Genomic DNA, 19,995 nt, shown 5'->3' on the forward strand with positions numbered 1-19,995 from the left:
CCAACCCGGAAGAGGATTGACCCATGACCATGACAACTGAGCAGGCCGCCTGGTTTGCAGGAACGTTCGAGAAGCTCGTTGCCAACGTGGGGCAGGCCGTGCTGGGCAAGTCGCACGTCATCCGCCTGACGTTCACAGCCATGCTGGCTGAAGGGCACGTCCTCTTCGAGGATGCGCCCGGGACCGGCAAAACCTCCCTGGCACGCGCCCTCGCGGCCACGGTCCAGGGGTCCAACAACCGCATCCAGTTCACCCCGGACCTGCTGCCCTCGGACGTCACGGGTGTGACCATCTACGACCAGAAGACCCAGAAGTTCGAGTTCCACAAGGGCCCCATCTTCAACAACATCGTGCTGGCAGACGAAATCAACCGGGCCTCGCCCAAGACGCAGTCCGCCCTCCTCGAGGTCATGGAGGAATCGCGGGTCACCGTCGACGGCACCACATACGAGGCCGGACGCCCCTTCATGGTGATGGCCACCCAGAACCCGATCGAGCAGGCCGGTACGTACCGCCTGCCCGAGGCTCAGCTGGACCGCTTCCTGATCAAGACCTCCATCGGCTACCCGGACCATGCGTCCACCGTGCAGCTGCTCGGCGGAGCCAACCTCAAGGACCGGTCCAAGGAAATCACTGCAGTCATCACGACGCAGGCCATCGGCGACATGGCTGACCTGGCCGCCACCACCCACGTGGACACCGCGGTGCTGGAATACATCTCGCGGCTTTGCGAGGAAACCCGGAACGCCCCCGAGACCCGGCTCGGCGTCTCCGTCCGCGGTGCGCTGGCCATGGTCCGTGCCGCCAAAGTCTGGGCAGCAAGCCAGGGCCGCAACTTCGTTCTTCCGGATGACGTGAAGGACCTCGCCGGCGTGGTCTGGACCCACCGCTTTGTCATGGACCCGGAAGCGGAATTCTCCGGCGCCACCGCCGATGCGGTGCTGGCCCGCGTCCTGAGCGAGGTAGCTGCTCCGCAGCAGCGCGCCGGCGTCTAGTGGTGCCTGCTCACCATTCCGGCAAGACTCACACGCGAACAAAGGCACAGATATGTCCAGCGGCACTCCGTTGACCCGGCTTGCTGAACGCCTGAAGCGGCCGTTTTCCGGTGACAGGGCAGCATCCCTGCTGCGCCCGGCCGCCATGTGGTCCGAAGCAGTCACCACCGCAGGCCTCGCACTGGCGCCTGCGTGGTCGAAGCTCCGCAGCCTCTGGCTGAAGTACGCCTGGCCGGTGTTCTCTGTGGTCAGCGTCCTGGGCTGGTCCGTCCTGGCGGCCTCCGTCCTGCTGTGGAGTGTCGGCCAGGCCTACGGCTGGCAGGAGGCGAAGGCCGCCGCCGTGGCGGCCTTCGTCCTGTTCGTCCTCGCCGTCGGATTCATCCTGGGCCGCTCGTCCTACGGCGTGGTGCTGGACCTCGCCAGGACCAGGGTTGCAGTAGGGGACAGCGCCGTCGGCAGCATCGCGGTGTCAAACACCTCCACGCGACCGCTCCTGCCCGCCGCGCTTGAACTCCCCGTCGGAGCCGCCACCGCGGTCTTTCACCTGCCGCGAATGAAACCGCAGCAGGTCCATGAAGATCTGTTCACCATTCCCACCGCCCGGCGGGCAGTGATTATGGTCGGGCCGGTGCGGTCCGTCCGCGCCGACCCCCTGCACCTGCTGCGCCGCCAGGTGCTGTGGACTGAGCCGGAGGACCTCTACGTGCATCCGCGAACCGTTGCCCTGGCCGGTTCCGCGGCCGGTTTCATCCGCGATCTTGAGGGCATGCCCACTACCGACCTGTCCAGTGCGGACGTATCGTTCCACGCCCTCCGCGACTACGTGCCGGGTGACGACCGCCGCCACATCCACTGGAAAACCACAGCGCGGACCAACAAGCTCATGGTGCGGCAGTTCGAAGAGACGCGCCGTGCCCACCTTGCGATTTCACTCTCCATCAACACCGACGAGTACGAGTCCGAGCACGAATTCGAGTTGGCCATTTCCGCCGCTGCGTCCATCGGACGTCAGGCAATCCGCGAGCAGCGCGAACTCGATGTCCTCACCCAGAAGGGTCCCCTCCGGTGTGAGACGGGACGGAACATGCTCGACGACATGACCCGGATCGTGGGCACGCCGATGCGGAAGACCGCCGTCGACCTCGCCCGGACACTGGCCGATACCATCCCCAATGCTTCAGTGGTCTTCTTCGTCGTAGGCAGCAGGGTCACCCCCGCCCAGCTTCGTTCGGCCGCCGCCTCGGTGGCTCCGGGAGTGCGCAGCCTCGCGGTCCGCCTCCAGACGGGTGCCGCGCCGGCCCGCGCCAACATCGCGGACCTGACAGTCCTGACGCTTGGGGACCTGTCCGACCTCGCCATCATCCTCAGAAAGGCGGCTGCATGAGCTCCGCGCCCGCTTTCCGGCCGCGCAGGCAGCCCGCGCAAACGCCGCCCTCCGTCTTCAGCGACGGCCAGCCGGCCTGGCATTTTGTGCTCGACGCCGGTGCGTTGCTGGTCCTGCTGGGACTGGGAGTCCTCGGCTTCAGCCTCAGCTTCGGCGGCGACCCGTACTACCTGATCGCCGGATTCGGCGGGGTCCTGCTCGGCCTTGGCATTGCCGCGGCAAACGCCCACTTCAGGCTGGGAACGCTGATCACAACGGCCGCCACGCTCGGCTCGTACCTGGTCCTGGGAACCCTGTTTGCAGTCCCGGACGCAGCCATCGCAGGTTTCATCCCCACGCTCGAGTCGCTGCGGACCCTCCTGCTCGGCGTCGTCTTTTCCTGGAAGGACATGCTGACCGTTGGTGTACCGGTGGGAACCGCCGGCGGGATGCTCATCGTCCCGTTCCTCAGCGCGCTCATCACGGCCCTGGCCGCAGGGCTGATGACGTGGCGGCTGAAGAGCCCCTACTGGCCGCTCCTGCCCGTCCTGGTGCTCTTCGTGACCGGCATCGCCTTCAGCACCAATGCCGGTTTCCTCAACGTGGAGCGCGGCATCTCGCTGACAGTGGTGGCGGTGGCCTGGGCCACCTTCCGCCGGGATGCGCACCGGCGCCGCGACACCCGCAAAGTCTCCGTCAACCGGCCGGACTCGGACGCATCCACCGCGCGCCGCGCCAAGGTCCGCCGGCTGGGATCCGCCGCCGGAGTCATCGCCGCCTGCGTTGCCATTACCGCGGTTGCATCGCCGCTCGTCACCGCCAGCGACGACCGGACGGTCCTCCGCAACACAATCGTTCCGCCGTTCGACCCGAAGGACTACGTCACCCCGCTGGCGAGCTTCCGCAACTTCGTCAAGGACAAGAAGGACGACAACCTGTTCGTCGTGAAGGGCCTGCCCCGGGACGGACGTGTCAGGCTCGCGGCCCTGGACGCTTTCAACGGCACCAACTACAACATGGACCCGGACAGCTCCGGCAACTTCAGCAAAGTGGGGGACGCGAAGTCCCTTAACACCCTCGCCGACTCCGACGGCGTCGTCCCCAGCAACGATTACACCCTGGATATCACCATCGCGGACTATGAGGGGTACTTCCTGCCCGGTGGCCGCCGTACCACCGGCATCAGTTTCACCGGGAATTCTTCCGGAGCCGCGTCCGGCCTGTACTTCAACTCCGGGACGGACACCGCGGTCACCACCAAGGGCCTCGGGAAGGGCGATGCGTACAGCGTCCAGGTTTCGGATCCCGCGAAGCTCGAGCACGGCCAGCTGACGCAGTACGACTTCGCCAAGGTGGCCCTCCCGGACGCTTCGGAAGTTCCGCCCGTGGTCGGTTCGCAGGCCAACGACCTGTCCGCTGATGCTCCGACGGCAATCGACCGGGTCCGGCAGATTGAGGCCCACTTCCAGAAGAAGGGAGCGTTCAGCAACGGCCTGATCGACGACGGGCAGCTGCCGAGCGTCTCCGGGCACGGCTCGGCGCGCATCCGCAGCCTCCTGACCGCCAAGCAGATGCTGGGTGACGACGAGCAGTACGCCGTCGCGATGTCGCTGATGCTTCGGCACCTGGGCATTCCGTCGCGGGTCGTGATGGGCTTCTACCCGGATCCCAAGAGCCCGGAAAACGGTGCCGGAGAAGTGAAGATCACCGGCAAGGACGTCCATGCCTGGGTGGAGGTCGCGTTCGACCGTGTCGGCTGGGTGTCCTTCGACCCCACACCGCCCAAGGACAACGTCCCGATTCCGCCGGACCCGGAGAACAAGTCCAAACCCAAACCCCAGGTCCTGCAGCCCCCGCCCCCGCCGCAGGAGCCGGCTGACCTGCCGCCGGATTCCTCCCCGGACGCGATGGATGCGGACCAGAAGAAGAACAACCCGTGGCTGTTCTGGGGGCCCATCCTCACCGCAATCGGCATCGCCCTCATCCCCATCGGGATCCTGGCGCTGCCGCTGCTCCTGATAGCACTGCTCAAGAGCCGGCGCCGCAAGGCCCGTTTCTCTGACGGACACCCGGCCCAACGGGTTGGCGGCGGCTGGAACGAAGTAGTCAGCCTCGCCACGGACATGGGCGCCGCCGTGGACACCCGGGCAACACGACGGGAGTCTGCCGTCGTCCTGGGTGAGGCATTCCCCGGAACGGAGGGCACCACCACGCTACTGGCGCACCGTGCCGATGCTTCCATTTTCGGTGCCGGCCAGCCCACTGAAGCGGAGGTCCAGGAGTACTGGACCATCGTGGACGGCTCGCTGAAGGAAATGACTGCCACCGTGGGTTTCTGGGGCCGGCAAGCTGCCCGTTTCTCGCCGCGTTCCCTTCTGTCGGACGGCAGGACCGCACTCAAGCTGAGGGGACTCCGGCCTGTCCGGCCCGCAAAAACGGAACCCCCGGGTAGGGTGGAGGGCGATCCGGCACCGTCGGGCCCGGCCACATCCGTGACGGATGATGAACAGACCGTGCTGCGGCGCGATTTGAGAGAGAACCGCAACGAACCATGATGCACGACCCCGAGCGCTGCCAGCGCTGCCAGCAGCTGATACGTCCCGGAGCGACGTTCTGCCCGGCCTGCGGAGCCCCTCTCACCAACAGGGCAGCCCGCAATGTCCGGAACATCGACCACTCGCAGCGGGAGCTGATGGAGCGGGCCGCTGCGCACGGCGGCCCGATTCCCGATAGTATCCCCGTAGCGCAGGCCCGGCCGGATACCGCCGGGCCGGTCGCCTTCGGGCAACGCGCCGACGTACAAGGGGGAGGTACCGGAATGGGCGGCAAGCTGGACTTGGTTCCCGCGGCGGCCGGGAGGCGCCTGGGCGCGGCAGTACTCGACTGGGTGGGTCCGGCCGCGTTGCTGGTGGTCATGCTGACCATCGGGTTCGCCACCATCACCCGGACCCAAAGCGGCGGCTTCATCATCTACAACACGGGGACGCTGGTGCTGCTGGGCAGCATCGCCCTAGGCATCACGGTGGTGTACACGCTGGTCCAGCTCGGAATCGAAGGCCGCTCCGGCAACACCATCGGCAACCGGCTCATGGGCATCCGCAGCACCGACCAGGACGGCTACGCCCCGGGTGGCGGGCCCCTGTTCCTGCGCGGCCTCATTACAGGGGCAGGCCTCCTCCTGTCTGTGGTTGCAGCCGTGCTCGTGGTGGTTTTCAAATGGTTCGAGGCCGCCCTCTGGATCGTGGCGCCCCTGTTCCTGCTCGGTATCGCCTGGGCGTTCGTGGTGGTGGTTTCCAACTCCTGGGACAAGAACGGCAGGCTCAGGGGCTGGCATGACAAAGCAGCCAAAACCCTCGTATTCGACGTCAACGCCGGACGCAACCCGGTGACAACCGGCGGCATCCAGGGTCCGTACAGTTTCGCGCCGCTGGACCTCCCGCCCGTGCAACAGGTTTCCTCCCCGATTGCCGGTGCGGCCGGCAGGCCGGCCCAGGGGATCCCGGCGCTAACGGTGCAAGCACCGGAGAGCCGGGTCCCCAACGCCCAGGCCGCCAACCCCCAGGCCATTCATGCTCAGGTCATCAATCCGCAGGGCGCTCCTGTGCAGGACCACACTCCGCCTGTTGCGGTCCCGCAGGCACCCCTGAACCCGAACCAGTGGCAGCCGCCGGCCATGCCGCAGCCGTGGGCCGCCCCCGCCGCGGCGGCTCCTGTTCCACCGGCGCCTACACCGGCGGGGCCCTCGGCGCCTGCCGCATCTGCCGCGACCGGGGCCCAGCCCGAGCCCGCCCCGATCCATAGCCCGACGGCACCGGCCCCAACGGCACCAACGGCACAGCCTCCTTCGGTCCAGTCGTGGGACTTCCACCCGGACGACGACCACGACCGGACCCAGATGCGCGGCCAAGCTGCCCCGGCACCCGTGGCCGTGCTGCGGATCCGGCTGGATGACGGCCGTGATTTCCAGCTTGACCGGACGGTCCTCATCGGGCGGAACCCGAGCGGACTGCCCGGTGAAGAAACCGCACAGCTGCTGGCAGTCGCCGACCCCGGCCGTTCCATCTCCAAGACGCACCTGCACCTCCTCGAGGACAACGGCGGCGTCTGGGTCACCGACCGCAACTCAACCAACGGAAGCGCCGTCACCACTCCGGACGGTATCCGAACTGCTCTTCAGGCCGGGGAACCCGCCTATGTACGCCCAGGGTCCACCGTGCACTTCGGTGACCGCACCTTCCACCTAGGACAGGCATGAATCCCCAGCCGGCAGCCGCCACCTCCGACACGGGCCGGGAGCCCGGACTCCAGTTGAGCTGCGGCTACGGCACCGACCGTGGCCTTCGCCGGGAACTCAATGAGGATTCATTCATTGCCTCGGATCCTGTGTTCGCTGTCGCGGACGGCATGGGGGGCCACGAAGCGGGCGAGATCGCCAGCGGAATTTGTGTCCGGACGCTCGCTGGCATGCCGCAACTGGCAACGGGGGAGCGGACGGCAACGGCCGCCGTCGTCCAGCAGTACCTGGTCAGCGCCGATGAACGGATCCGCACTGCCACCGGGTCGCGTGCCGGCACCACCCTCTCCGGCGTAGTGGTTGTGGAACAAATGGGTGTCCCTTACTGGCTCGTCGTCAACATCGGCGACTCGCGGACCTACCGGCTGAGCCAGGGCGAATTCACGCAGGTCAGTGTTGACCACTCCGAGGTTCAGGAGCTCGTTGATGCCGGCGAAATCACCAAGGAGCAGGCGGCGGTCCATCCCCGCAGGCACGTCGTGACCCGAGCCTTGGGGACCGGCGATGAGACGGAGGCCGATTACTGGCTGCTGCCCGTCGAGGAAGGGGACCGCATCATGGTCTGCTCGGACGGCCTGAACGCCGAGCTCACGGACGACCATATGTTCCGCATCCTGAGTACCGTTGGCCATCCCCAGGACGCCGTCGACGCCCTTATCCAGGCGGCACTCCGCAGCGGCGGCCGTGACAATGTCACGGTGATCGTCGTGGACGCCAAGAACGTCATGAACGACGCCGGAACAGACACCGCGCCCCGTCCCGCGATCGAGGACGAGGACACACTGCCGCGCACCGAGGTGCTCGAGAGCACCGCGGTGGACACGGAGGAACTTCCGGAGGCCCCCGGCGCCCTGGAGCCTGCGGATGCGCCGGAGGCCGCCGAACAGGCTCCGGATGCGGAGGCTCCGGATGCCGCCAACGAAATCGAGGACCGCCACGATGGTCTCAAGTAGCTACACACCCGGAACCTGGCTTGGGGTGGTCCGGTCCGGGACCGCTGTGCTGCTGGCGCCTGCGACGCCGCCCGCCCTCGTGGACTCGCTCTGGGAACTGCTGGGCGGCGAACCCGAGGTCCACGAAGTCCTGCACGCGGTGACCAGTGCCTCCGCCGGTTCCCTGGCCCGGATTCCGTGGTTCGGCATTGTGGAGTTCCGGGATTCCCTGCGCGTATTCCTTCGCGGTGACATCGAACTGACAGCCGGGCTTGCCGGAGGGCCGGTGGAGCTGAACGGCAGCGACGTGACCACCTGGACCGAGCGCAGGCTCAGCGAACCGCAATGGTACAAAGTCATGGTCCCCGGCGACGCGAACCTTCCCGGGACTTCGGCCGACGTGCCCGAACTCCCGCTGGGGGAGGGCGTTGTGCTTTTGCAGAGCCTCACCGTGGGGCGCGTGGCCACTGCCTTGCGCCCGATGCCGGACGCGCCAGCGACGGAGGTTCCCGTCCATGCACCTCCGCAAACCCCTGTGCTCCCGGAGCCGGTTCGCGAACTGCACGCTGAACACGGTGCGTCCGCCGAGACAGTGATGGGTCTTCCCGACGACGACCTCGAGTACACGCACGCGGGAACGCCAGGCATGCCGGACGACACAGGTTCGGACGATACGGCCACGGAAGGCCAGAGCACGGAAGACCACGGTACGGAAGGCCACGGCACGGAAGAACACGGCACGGAAGAACCCGGCACGGAAGAACCCGGCTCCGGAACCGGGCTTCCTGACCAGGCTTCCGTGAACGAGCTGACCGGAAGTTACGACCACCTCTGGGATAAGACCGTGATCCGCCGCATTGAGGACGCCGCGGTGCGGGACGAGCCTGAGGAGGAGCCCGGAAACCAGCCCGGCGAGGAGCCGGACAGCCCGGAAGAGACCGTCGGCGGCGATAGCGAGCCGCAGGCACCGGCCGCACAGGAACAGACCGTAGTCCCCGCGCAGCCAGTAGTCCCCGCTCGGCCGGCTGTACCCGCCCAGCAAGGCAGCCCCGCGCAGCCCCTGATCCCGGCGCAGCAGGGCGGGCTCATCGACTCCGTCCCCTGGAACACCGGCGGCGAGACGCCGGCCCGGCCGGCCGGGCCGCCGTCGTTCGTTCCCGCGTCGTTTGTTCCGGTATCGGCCGGTCCGTCATTCGGCGACTCATCGGACTGGCAAAGCCCGTCGGCGCTTCCCCCGGCGCCCGAAGGCGACCACGACGGCGAAACGATCATGAAAAGCGACCTCGCCGGGCTCGGGACCGCGACGCCGAAGCCTGCCACTGCCGACCCCATCGACCCGCCCACAGGCCCCATGGTCCTGGCCCGGGTCTGCCCGCAGGGCCACGCGAACCCGCCCACGCACTCTCAATGCGCCGGCTGCGGGTTGACCCTGGCCTCCGACGCAGTGCAGGTGCGGCGGCCCCGGCTGGGGCGGGTCCGGGTTTCCACCGGCGAACTGATCGACCTGGACCAGTCACTCGTGATCGGCCGCCAGCCCTCGGTGTCCCGGGTCCAGGGCAGCGGAATGCCCAGGCTCGTCCAGGTGGCCAGCCCCAGTGGGGACATTTCCCGGTCACACGTCGAGGTCCGGCTTGAAGGCTGGCATGTGATGCTGTGCGACCTCAAGGCCACCAACGGCACGGTCCTGGTCCGCGAAGGCCAGCCGCCCAGGCGCCTTGCCCAGAATGAGATGGCCATCCTCCTGGATGGTGATATTGCAGAACTCGGCGACGACGTCTCGCTGCGGTTCGAGGAGATTCTATGAGTTCCAAGCGGCCCGTAGCCCCGCCGCCCCCCATTCCCGGCTTCACCTATATCAGCCTGCTCGGTTCGGGCGGGTTCTCCGACGTTTACCTGTACGAACAGGACAGGCCACGGCGCAAGGTGGCCGTCAAAGTACTCCTGTCCGACCTGAAGACCGAGGGCGCCCGGCGCCGCTTCGAATCCGAAGCAAACCTCATGGCCCAGTTGTCTTCACACCCGTACATCGTCACCATCTTCGAAGCCGAAGTCACCAAGGGCGGCCATTCGTACCTGGCCATGGAGTACTGCTCCCGGCCCAGCCTGGACGTGCGGTACCGACGTCAGCGGTTCAGCGTGGACGAAGTCCTTGCCGTCGGGATCCAGGTGGCATCCGCCGTCGAGACCGCGCACCGGGCCGGCATCGCCCACCGGGACATCAAACCGGCCAACATCCTGGTCACTGACTACAATCGCCCTGCGCTGACCGACTTCGGCATTTCCGGCACCCTCGGCAGCGATGCGGACGAAGACGCCGGCATGTCGATTCCCTGGTCCCCGCCGGAACAGTTCCGGGACGGTCCCGTGGACGGTGTGATGGTGGACGTCTGGGCTTTGGGGGCCACGCTGTACACCCTCCTGGCCGGGCGGTCGCCGTTCGTCCTTCCGGGAGCCGACAACTCCCAGCGCGAACTGATTTCGCGGATCACCAGTTCACCCGTGCCCCGGCTGGGACGCGCGGACGTCCCCGAATCGCTGGAACTGGCGCTCTCCACGGCCATGGCCAAATCGCCAGCCTCCCGGTACTCCTCCGCCCACGCCTTCGCCCTGGCACTGCAGCGGATCCAGGCGGAACTGAACCTCTCGGTCACGCCGTTCGAGGTCCTGGAGGAAATGCACGCCGACGACAGCCACCCGGACGACGGCTTCGAGGAGACACGGGTGCGGAGCATCGCCGTCGTGGACCCCGATCAAACCGGAAACGCCCCGACGTTTCCGGCCAGGACGCGCCCAACAGCTCCTTCCGCATTTACTCCCGTCATGCCTTCGGCTCCGGCACCGGCACAGGGTCCGGTCCAGGAGCCCGCTCCACCTACCGGGCCGGTTCCGGGACCGGTCTGGCGCCCGGATCAACACGATGACTGGGCGCAGGGCACCATGCTTCGGGGCAGCCTCCCGGCACCGTCGCAGACCGGCGCAGGTCATGATGTCCTGGACAACCGCAGTGACATCGCCGCCACGGTCAACCGGCCGCAGCCGGTGCACGAGGCACCTGCGGAGGCCCCTGTTGATCACAGCAAACGGAACCTCTGGCTGTCGGTGACGGGCGGCGCCGCGCTGGTTGTCGCCGTCGTCGTGGGCCTTGTCCTGGGAAGTACGGCCGCGCCGAAGCCGGTTCCTACCGAATCGGTGAGCAAGCCGCCGCCCGACGCACTGGACAGCGGCACCGTTCCCGACGTCGAAGGCCTTGCTCCGGCGCGGACTCCCGCGGACCGGAACATCGTCCGGTTCTCGTGGAAGAACCCGCAGCCCAAGGAGGGCGACACCTACAAGTGGCGAACCAAGTCGGCCCAGTCCGAAGGCCCCTTTGAGACCGAAACCAGCGAGTCCACCTTTGTCGGCGTGTTTGACGACGACCTGCCCTACTGCATCCAGGTCATCATTGTCCGGGCCGACGGTGCAGCGTCACCGGGCGGCCCTGACTCCATCGCTTGCCTGGAACGGTAGCGGCACATGAAAAGAACACACAGCCGACTGAGGAGGCACAGATCATGGGGGATCTAGCAGTAGATTTCTGTGGCGAATGGTACGAGCCGTCTGACGAGGACGTCTTCAGCATTGGGCGCGAGGGTGACCTGGAAGTCGACGACAACCCGTACCTGCACCGACGGTTCCTCCAGATCGCCCGATACGACGGCATCTGGTGGCTCAGCAACGTAGGCAGCATGCTGTCCGCCACCATCGCCGACGGCAGCGGCGGGATGCAGGCGTGGCTTTCGCCCGGTGCCCGGATTCCGCTCGTTTTCAGCCACACCAACGTGATCTTCACGGCCGGTCCCACCACGTATGAGTTCGCCGTTCACCTCAAGACGCCCTCCTTCCGGCAGGAGGCTCCGGGTGACGAGAGCGGCGGGGACACGACCATCGGACCTGTTGTCTTCACAGATTCCCAAAAAGCACTCATCGTTGCCCTTGCCGAGCCCATGCTGCGGCGTGACGGCACGGGTTTCAGCGCCATCCCGTCGTCGGCCGCCGCCGCCAAGACCCTGGGCTGGGCACTGACCCGGTTCAACAGAAAGCTGGACAATGTGTGCGACAAACTGGACCGCGTCGGCGTAGCCGGCCTCCGAGGGGGCGGCGGAAAGCTGGCCACCAACCGGCGCGCCCGGCTGGTTGAGCACGCCGTGACCTCGCACCTGGTGACGGCGGATGACCTGTACCTGATCGAGCAGATGAGGGGGGTCGACGAAGGGTGAAAATCCGACTGACACTGCGCCGGGATCCGGCCGAGGCCAAGGATCTCGCCGTAACCGTTGACGGCCTGGCGACTGTGGCGGACATCGCGACCCAGCTGTGGGCCGCCGACCCCGAACGGCGCGGGACGCAGCCGCCGGAGAAACTGTCGCTCTGCATTGAAGAGGCGTTCGTGGCCGGCGGAATGCGCGGTAACGTCCTCAACCGCGCGGACAACCTGCTGGAATCGGGGCTCAGGCCCGGGTCCATCGTCTCGCTGAAACAGGTCAGTGAGCAGTTTGCTGCGCCGGGCGCGAACCGTGGACCCGCAGCGGCGACCCTCCGCGTCCTGTCCGGTCCCGACGTCGGGCGGGAATTTTCGCTGCCGTCCGGCACCAGCTACATCGGCCGGGACCGGGACGTCGATATCCGCCTGTCGGATCCCATGACATCCAAGCGGCACGCACGCATCACGGTGGGGGAAACCGTGGAAATCGTGGACACGAACTCCGCGAACGGCCTGATCATGGACGGACTGCCCGTCACACGGGCCACGCTGAACTCCTCGGACACCGTGACGCTGGGCGACACCACGGTATCCGTTGTGGGGCTTGGCCACCATGGCGGTGCGCCGACCTCGCCGATGGTGGACTTCAACCGTTCGCCGCGCGTGGTCCCGCGTTTCGCCCCGCCCAAGCGCGTGCTTCCCGCCGGACCCAAACGCCAGGAGCACCACCCGTTTCCCTACATCATGCTGATCGCGCCGCTGATGATGGGCGGCATCTTGTTTGCGGTCACCGGTAACGTGCTGTCGGTCCTGTTCATGCTGATGATGCCGCTGTTCATCGTCGGCCACTACGTGGACCACAAGCTGCAAAGCAAGCGCCAGCGCAAGGAGCAGCTCAAACAGTTCCGGGAAGCGATGGCGGCGTTCCGCCAGGACATCACCGAACTGCAGCACATCGAACGGTCCGTGCGGCTCCAGGAGGCGCCCTCCGTAAGCGACACCGTTGATTCCATCTACAAGCTGGGACCGTTGCTCTGGACGCACCGGCCGGAGCACAGGGGATTCCTGGGCCTGCGCTTCGGCCTGGGAACGGCGCCGTCGCGCATTTCGTTCGAGGAACCGGGCAACAACGAAACCGAAGTCGAATACATGCAGGAAATCCAGGCCTGCCTCAAACAGTTCCAGGACATTGAAGGCGTTCCCATCGTGTCCCAGCTCCGCTCGTCCGGCGCCTTCGGGCTCGCCGGTGCGCGCGGGCTGGTGGACGATGTGGCGCGGGGCATGGTGCTGCAGACCGTAGGGCTGCACTCGCCGGCCGAAGTGGTGGTTACCGCCATCACCTCCGCCCAGTCCAGGGAACGCTGGAACTGGCTCCAGTGGCTGCCCCACGTCGGCTCCGGGCACAGCCCGCTCAGCGGCGACCACCTCGCGGCCGGACCGGCCGGCGGCTCCTCACTGCTTGCCAGGCTGGAGGACCTCATCGACCAACGCGAAGCGGGTGCGCAGTCGCCGCGTCCCGTGCCGCGGCCGGGCATTGACAGCGAGAACGGCGACATCCCTGCGCCCGTCCTGCCGTCCGTGCTCCTCATCGTCGAAGACGATGCTCCCGTTGACCGCGGCCGGCTGACGCGGCTCGTGGAACGCGGTCCGGATTCCGGCGTCCACATCATGTGGGTGGCCACCAGTGTCCAGTCGCTCCCTGCCGCGTGCCGGGACTTCATGGTGGTCGACGGCGACCATGGAACCACCACCGGACAGGTCCGGCTGGGCCGCCACACGTATCCGGTCAGCTGCGAAAGCCTCGACGCCGAACTGGCCACCCAGCTGGCCCGGATGCTGTCCCCGGTAATGGATGTGGGCAAGCCTGTAGACGATGAGTCCGACCTTCCGCGCGCCGTGTCCTACGTGAGCCTTATCGGCAAGGACTTCATGGACAATCCGCAGGCCGTCGCGGACCGCTGGAAGGAGAACAACTCAGTCCACGCCACCGCCGTCGCCAACCGCAAGGACAACGGCACCCTCCGTGCCCTGGTGGGATCCAAGGGCGTGGAACCGCTCTACCTTGACCTGAAGAACGAGGGCCCGCACGCGCTGGTGGGCGGAACCACTGGCGCCGGAAAATCCGAGTTCCTGCAGTCCTGGGTCATGGGCATGGCGGCCGCCTACAGCCCGGACCGGGTGAGCTTCCTCTTCGTGGACTACAAGGGCGGCGCCGCGTTTGCCGACTGCGTGCACCTGCCGCACACCGTTGGCCTGGTGACCGACCTCTCGCAGCACCTGGTGCGCCGTGCCCTGACGTCCCTCCGGGCCGAACTCCACTACCGGGAGCACCTGCTCAACCGGAAGAAGGCCAAGGACCTCCTGGGCCTCCAGCGAGAGGCCGACCCCGAGGCTCCGCCGTACCTCATCATCATCGTGGATGAGTTCGCGGCCCTCGCCACCGAAGTCCCCGAGTTCGTGGACGGGGTGGTGGATGTGGCCGCCCGCGGCCGGTCCCTGGGCCTCCACCTGATCCTTGCCACCCAGCGGCCCGCCGGCGTCATCAAGGACAGCCTGCGCGCCAACACCAACCTTCGGGTGGCTCTCCGCATGGCCGACGAGGAGGACGCCACGGACATTCTCGGCGTTCCCACCGCGGCCTACTTCGACCCCTCCATCCCGGGCCGCGGCGCCGCGAAGACAGGCCCCGGCCGGATCCAGGGCTTCCAGACCGGCTACGCGGGCGGCTGGACCACGGAAAAGCCGCAGGCCCCCCAGATGGACATTGTGGAGATGGCCTTTGGATCGGGGCCCAGCTGGGCAGCGCCCGCGCCTGAGAAGCCCGTGCGGGAGGAACCTGCCGGTCCCAATGACATTGCCCGGATGACGGCCAACATCATCAAGGCCGCCGAGGTCCTTTCCATCGAGCCGCCACGTAAGCCGTGGCTCAACGAGCTGGCCAAGACCTACGACTTCTCCAAGCTGCCCAACCCCAGGACGGACGAACGCCTGCTCCTGGGCGTGGCAGATGTCCCGGCCCACCAGGACCAGCCCACCGTCTTCTACGAACCGGACAAAGACGGCAACATGGCCATCTACGGAACCGGCGGATCGGGCAAGTCAACCGCCTTGCGGGGCATCGCCATCGCTGCTGCAATCACTCCGCGCGGCGGCCCGGTCCACGTGTACGGCATCGACTGCGGTTCCTCGGGCCTGAAGATGCTCGACGGCCTGCCGCACGTGGGCGAGATCATCAACGGCGACGACGTCGAACGTGTCGGCAGGCTGCTGCGGTGGCTGCGCGATGTGGCCGACGACCGCGCCGCCCGCTATTCCGACGTCCGCGCCTCCACCATCGTGGAATACCGCAAGCTGGCCAACGATCCGGACGAGAAGCGGATCTTCATCCTGGTGGACGGCATGTCCAGCTTCCGCGAAGCCTACGAATACAGCCGGCTGTCAGCGCTGTGGGACATCTTCCTGCAGCTGGCCACGGACGGCCGGCCGCTGGGCATCCACCTCGTTGTCAGCGGCGACCGGACCAACTCCGTCCCGACCTCGTTGCTGGCTTCCATCCAGCGGCGCCTGATCCTGCGGCTCTCCGCCGAGGACGACTACATCACGCTGGATGTACCGAAGGACGTCCTCAGCAAGTCGTCGCCCCCCGGCCGCGGTGTGCTGGGAGCCCACGAGGTCCAGCTTGCCGTGCTTGGCGGCGATTCGAACCTGGCGCTCCAGGCCCGCGAGGTGCACAAGCTCAGCGAGGCCATGCTGCGCCAGGGCGTGGAAAAGGCGCCGCAGATCGAACGGCTGCCCGAGCAGGTGGACCTGGACATCCTTCCGGCCGGGAGCCCGGACCTGCCGGTCATCGGTGTGGACGACGAAACACTCCAGCCCGCCGAAATCATGGCCAAGGGTCCGCTGCTGGTCGCCGGTCCGCCAGGCGCCGGCCGGACAGTAGCCCTGGTGACCATGGCTTACGCGCTGCGCCGGTCCAACCCCGCCGCCGAGCTGGTGTATATCGGTTCCCGCCGGTCCGCGGTGGCATCGCTGAAGGTCTGGAACCGGTCACTCGTGGGCGCTGACGACGTCGAAGAGGCGATTGACGGGCTGGTGGACTACTCGTCGGAGAATCCGGGGAGGCTGGCCATCTTCATCGAAGGCCTCACCGAGTTCACGGACACCGGCGCCGAGTCCGGCATTGATCGGCTTGTGACCACCTCCATCAGGTCCGACCAGTGGGTGGTGGGTGAGTCTGAAACCTCCACCTGGTCCTCCGCCTGGTCATTGTCCCAGCCGTTCAAGTCCGGCCGCCGTGGACTGCTGGTCAACCCCGGCGACATCGACGGTGACAGCCTGCTCAGCACGTCCCTGGGCAAGATCAGCTCTGACTTCATTCCGGGCCGCGCTTATATTGTTGGCCGGGGCAAGGTCCGCAAGCTGCAAATTGCGCTGCCACCGGAGAACCGCAGCCAAACCGAACCGGACGTGGGCCGCGTTGGCGCGGCTCGGTGAGTGCTGCATGGGGAGCGGTGCCCATCGACGGCAGGTTGGGCCGCGGGATAGTTTCTAGGTAATGGATCTTCCGGATGAGCCGGGGGCCGCTGGGGAGCCGATCGGATCGGGTCCGTTGACTAAAGGAGAAAACTAATGCCTATTTGGGGTGCAGATACCGCTCAGCTGAAGGCGCTCGGAAGCAAGCTGCAGGCTGGTTCGTCCGAGATTGAGAAGCAGAAGTCGCTGCTGACGAGGGCTCTCGACAGCACTGACTGGATGGGCCCGGATGCGGACAAGTTCCGCCAGGAATGGAACGGTTCGCACGTTTCCGACCTGGCCCGGGTGGCGCGTGCGCTGGAAGAGGCCGGCAAGCAGGCCAACAAGAACGCTTCCCAGCAGGAACAGGCTTCGCAGGGCTAGCCCTCCGCCAGGGACAAGCTGCCGGATGCCCCGGACGCACCAAGCGTCCGGGGCATCCGTGTGTCAAGGGTGCCAGACAAATGTCGGGGATCTAAGGCAGGATAGGTCTGTGAGCACAGGGAACACGGCAGCAGACACCGATACGCAACTCAAGAATGACGCAGGCCCCGGCGGGGCAAACCCGGCCGGGGCAACAACACCCCCGGAAGGCACCACGGGGGAGCTGGTGCCTTCCGGCGCCGTGCGCGAGGAATATGAAAACCTGGTGGAAGAGGTTCGCAAACACCGCTTTGCCTACTACCAGGAAGACGCACCGGTCATTTCGGACGCCGAGTTCGACGAACTCTTCCGGCGCCTCGAAACCATCGAAGCAATGCACCCCGAACTGGTGTCCAACGATTCGCCCACCCAGGAGGTGGGCGGCGAAGTGTCCGCCGCGTTTGCCGCCGTCGAACACCTCCAGCGGATGTACAGCCTCGAGGACGTCTTTTCCCTTGAGGAAGTCGAGGCCTGGATCGCCAAGGCCGAGGCCTCCGTCGCCAAGCTCGGTAACGGCAGCGCCGGTCCTACGTGGCTCACCGAACTCAAGATCGACGGCCTCGCGGTCAACCTCCTCTACCGCGACGGCAAACTGGTCCGCGCCGCCACGCGCGGGGACGGCTACACCGGCGAGGACATCACCCACAACGTCCTGACCATCAAGGAAATCCCGCAGCAGCTGACCGGCGAGAACTTCCCGGCTGAAATGGAGGTCCGCGGCGAGGTCTTCATTCCTTCCCAGGCCTTCGCTGAATTCAACGAGGCCCTCATTGAGGCCGGCAAGGCGCCGCTGGCGAACCCCCGCAACGCCGCAGCCGGTTCGCTCCGCCAGAAGGACCCGGCGGAGACCGCCAAGCGCCCGCTGCGCATGTACGTGCACGGCATCGGCGCCCGCGAAGGCCTGGAAACCGTCAGCCAGTCGGACACCTACCGCCAGCTCGCGGAATGGGGTCTGCCCACCAGCCCGTACTTCGAGCTCCTCGGCAGCCTCAAGGAAGTGCTCGGCTTCATCAAGCGCTACGGCGACAAACGGCACAGCCTCGCGCACGAGATCGACGGCATCGTGGTCAAGGTGGACGACTTCGCCACCCAGCGCGCCCTCGGATACACCTCGAGGGTGCCGCGCTGGGCCGTCGCCTACAAGTACCCGCCGGAGGAAGTCCACACCAAGCTGCTGGACATCGCCGTGAACGTGGGACGTACCGGCCGGGTCACCCCGTTCGGGATCATGGAGCCGGTGAAGGTGGCCGGCTCCACCGTGGGAATGGCCACCCTGCACAACCAGGACGTCGTCAAGGCCAAGGGCGTGAAGATCGGCGACATCGTGGTGCTGCGCAAAGCCGGCGATGTGATTCCGGAGATTGTTGGCCCTGTCCTGGCGCTCCGGGACCAGCAGGACCCGCCGGTGCGGGACTTCGTCATGCCCACGGAATGCCCCTCCTGCGGGACGCCGCTGGCTCCCGGGAAGGAGGGAGATGTCGACATCCGCTGCCCCAATGCGCGCTCCTGCCCGGCACAGCTGCGTGAACGCATCTTCCACGTGGCCAGCCGCGGCGCTTTCGATATTGAAGCCCTTGGCTGGGAGGCCGCCATTGCCCTGACCCAGCCGGCCGAGCCGGAAACACCGCCGCTGACCAGCGAGGCAACCCTGTTCCGGCTCACCCGGGATGACCTGGCCGGAGTCAGGATCCGCCGTGAGAAGCGGTCCAAGGGTGTGGCCACCGGCGAATTCGAACTCGTGCCGTATTTCTACAGCAAGGGCACGGCCAAGTCCCCGTCGAAGCCGACAGCCACCACCGAAAAACTCTTCACCGAACTGGAGAAGGCCAAGACCCAGCCGCTGTGGCGGGTCCTGGTGGCACTGTCCATCCGGCACGTCGGACCGCGGGCTTCGCGCGCGCTTGCCACGGCCTTCGGCTCGATGGATGCCATCCGGCAGGCCTCGGAGGAGGACCTGGCCCACGTCGACGGCGTGGGACCGGTGATCGCCGCGGCGCTGAAGGAATGGTTCGCCGAGGACTGGCACCGCGAAATCGTGGACACCTGGGCCGAGGACGGCGTGCGGATGGCGGACGAGCGCGACGAATCCACCCCGCGGACCCTGGAAGGGCTCACCATCGTGGTCACCGGATCGCTGCCGAACTTCAGCCGGGACGAAGCGAAGGAAGCCATCCTCACCCGGGGCGGCAAAGCTGCCGGATCCGTTTCCAAGAACACCAGCTACGTCGTGGCGGGTGAGAATGCCGGGACAAAACTGGACAAGGCCGAGCAGCTGGGCCTTCCGGTGCTGGACGAGGACGGGTTCCGCGAGCTCCTGGCCAACGGCCCGGCCGGCGCGTCGGACAATGCTTCCGCCGGCGCGTTGGACACCGCCGCCGGAGACGCCCCCGAAGACCATCAGGAAGGGCAGCCGGAATGAGCGTCGCACCGGCTGACCTGCTCGAGGTGGCCAAGGAAGCCGCCGCAGCCGGTGCCGCGGTGCTTGCCACCCGGAACGCCGCCGAACTGGACATCAGCAACAAGGGAGCATCGGGGGACTGGGTCACTGCGTTTGACGTAGCCGCCGAGAATGCCGTGCGTGAGGTCATCGCCCGCGCCAGGCCGCAGGACACCGTGACCGGCGAGGAGCACGGCACGCTCAGCCGGGACGATCCCAGCGGGTACCGCTGGTCAATCGACCCGCTGGACGGCACCACCAACTTCATCCGGAACATCGTCTACTACGGAACGTCCGTGGCGGTGGCGGATCCCGACGGCGCCTGGCTGGCCGGCGTCGTCAACGCCCCGGCCCTGGGCCGCATCTATTACGCCTCGCGCGGGCACGGCGCGTGGCTGGAGGAACGGGGACAGCGGACCCAGCTCACCGGCCCCGTTCCGGGCCGCCCCGGCCAGATCCTCGCCACCGGCTTCAGCTACGACCCCGAGATCCGTGCCGAGCAGGCCGAGGCCCTCGGCGGGTTTATGGACGGATTCGCCGATATGCGCCGGCTGGGGTCCGCCGCCCTGGACCTCTGCCTGGTGGCGGACGGCACCCACGACGCCTTCGGCGAACGCGGACTCAATGAGCACGATTTCTCAGCCGGCGCCCTCATCGCCGAGGAGGCGGGATGCTGGGTCCGCCGTCCCCGCCTCACCAGCCCGCTCGACGGCGGACCGTCGGATGAGGAACGCCTCGCCGCGTGGACATGCGCCGGGACCCTTGAGCTGTCGGGGAAGTTTCCGCTCTGACCCGGAAG

12 protein-coding genes are annotated in these 19,995 nt (G+C 67.1%); all 12 read left to right on the forward strand.

Annotation, left to right across the window (positions count from 1 at the left end):
- The first annotated feature begins 23 nt into the window (after positions 1 to 23).
- The 12 genes from J2805_RS15270 (at position 24) to J2805_RS15325 (ending at position 19,987) form a co-directional block, all read left to right on the forward strand.
- Positions 24 to 995 (forward strand): AAA family ATPase, encoded by a 972-nt coding sequence (locus J2805_RS15270; protein ID WP_309977672.1) that lies wholly within the window; start codon positions 24 to 26, stop codon positions 993 to 995.
- A gap of 52 nt (positions 996 to 1,047) precedes the next feature.
- Entirely contained in the window at positions 1,048 to 2,379 is a 1,332-nt protein-coding gene (locus tag J2805_RS15275) for a DUF58 domain-containing protein (RefSeq protein ID WP_309977674.1), read from the forward strand.
- Entirely contained in the window at positions 2,376 to 4,913 is a 2,538-nt protein-coding gene (locus J2805_RS15280) for a transglutaminase TgpA family protein (RefSeq protein ID WP_309977676.1), read from the forward strand. The genes J2805_RS15275 and J2805_RS15280 overlap by 4 nt, the downstream gene beginning before the upstream one ends.
- On the forward strand, positions 4,910 to 6,613 hold the full coding sequence (locus tag J2805_RS15285) for an RDD family protein (protein WP_309977677.1): 1,704 nt from the start codon (positions 4,910 to 4,912) through the stop codon (positions 6,611 to 6,613). The genes J2805_RS15280 and J2805_RS15285 overlap by 4 nt, the downstream gene beginning before the upstream one ends.
- A complete protein-coding gene (locus J2805_RS15290) occupies positions 6,610 to 7,605 on the forward strand; it encodes a PP2C family protein-serine/threonine phosphatase (protein WP_309977679.1) in 996 nt (331 codons plus the stop codon). Before J2805_RS15285 ends, J2805_RS15290 begins: the two co-directional genes overlap by 4 nt.
- Positions 7,592 to 9,388, forward strand: a complete 1,797-nt coding sequence (locus J2805_RS15295; RefSeq protein WP_309977680.1) for an FHA domain-containing protein — start codon at positions 7,592 to 7,594, stop codon at positions 9,386 to 9,388. The genes J2805_RS15290 and J2805_RS15295 overlap by 14 nt, the downstream gene beginning before the upstream one ends.
- Positions 9,385 to 11,091 carry a serine/threonine-protein kinase gene (locus J2805_RS15300; RefSeq protein ID WP_309977681.1) on the forward strand — a complete coding sequence of 569 codons (1,707 nt, stop codon included), beginning with the start codon at positions 9,385 to 9,387 and terminating at the stop codon, positions 11,089 to 11,091. Before J2805_RS15295 ends, J2805_RS15300 begins: the two co-directional genes overlap by 4 nt.
- A gap of 44 nt (positions 11,092 to 11,135) precedes the next feature.
- Entirely contained in the window at positions 11,136 to 11,840 is a 705-nt protein-coding gene (locus tag J2805_RS15305; RefSeq protein ID WP_309977683.1) for an FHA domain-containing protein, read from the forward strand.
- Positions 11,837 to 16,318 (forward strand): FtsK/SpoIIIE domain-containing protein, encoded by a 4,482-nt coding sequence (locus tag J2805_RS15310; protein WP_309977685.1) that lies wholly within the window; start codon positions 11,837 to 11,839, stop codon positions 16,316 to 16,318. Before J2805_RS15305 ends, J2805_RS15310 begins: the two co-directional genes overlap by 4 nt.
- Before the next feature lie 135 nt (positions 16,319 to 16,453).
- Positions 16,454 to 16,720 carry a hypothetical protein gene (locus tag J2805_RS15315; protein ID WP_309977686.1) on the forward strand — a complete coding sequence of 89 codons (267 nt, stop codon included), beginning with the start codon at positions 16,454 to 16,456 and terminating at the stop codon, positions 16,718 to 16,720.
- Positions 16,721 to 16,745: 25 nt separating this feature from the next.
- Complete coding sequence (gene ligA / locus J2805_RS15320) at positions 16,746 to 19,178, forward strand: NAD-dependent DNA ligase LigA (RefSeq protein WP_309977688.1); 2,433 nt, start codon at positions 16,746 to 16,748, stop codon at positions 19,176 to 19,178.
- Positions 19,175 to 19,987: an inositol monophosphatase family protein gene (locus tag J2805_RS15325; protein WP_309977689.1), complete on the forward strand. Its 813-nt coding sequence runs from the start codon at positions 19,175 to 19,177 to the stop codon at positions 19,985 to 19,987. The genes ligA and J2805_RS15325 overlap by 4 nt, the downstream gene beginning before the upstream one ends.
- Positions 19,988 to 19,995 lie beyond the last annotated feature (8 nt).

This window comes from Arthrobacter oryzae, from assembly GCF_031454875.1.
GTDB lineage: Bacteria > Actinomycetota > Actinomycetes > Actinomycetales > Micrococcaceae > Arthrobacter > Arthrobacter oryzae_D.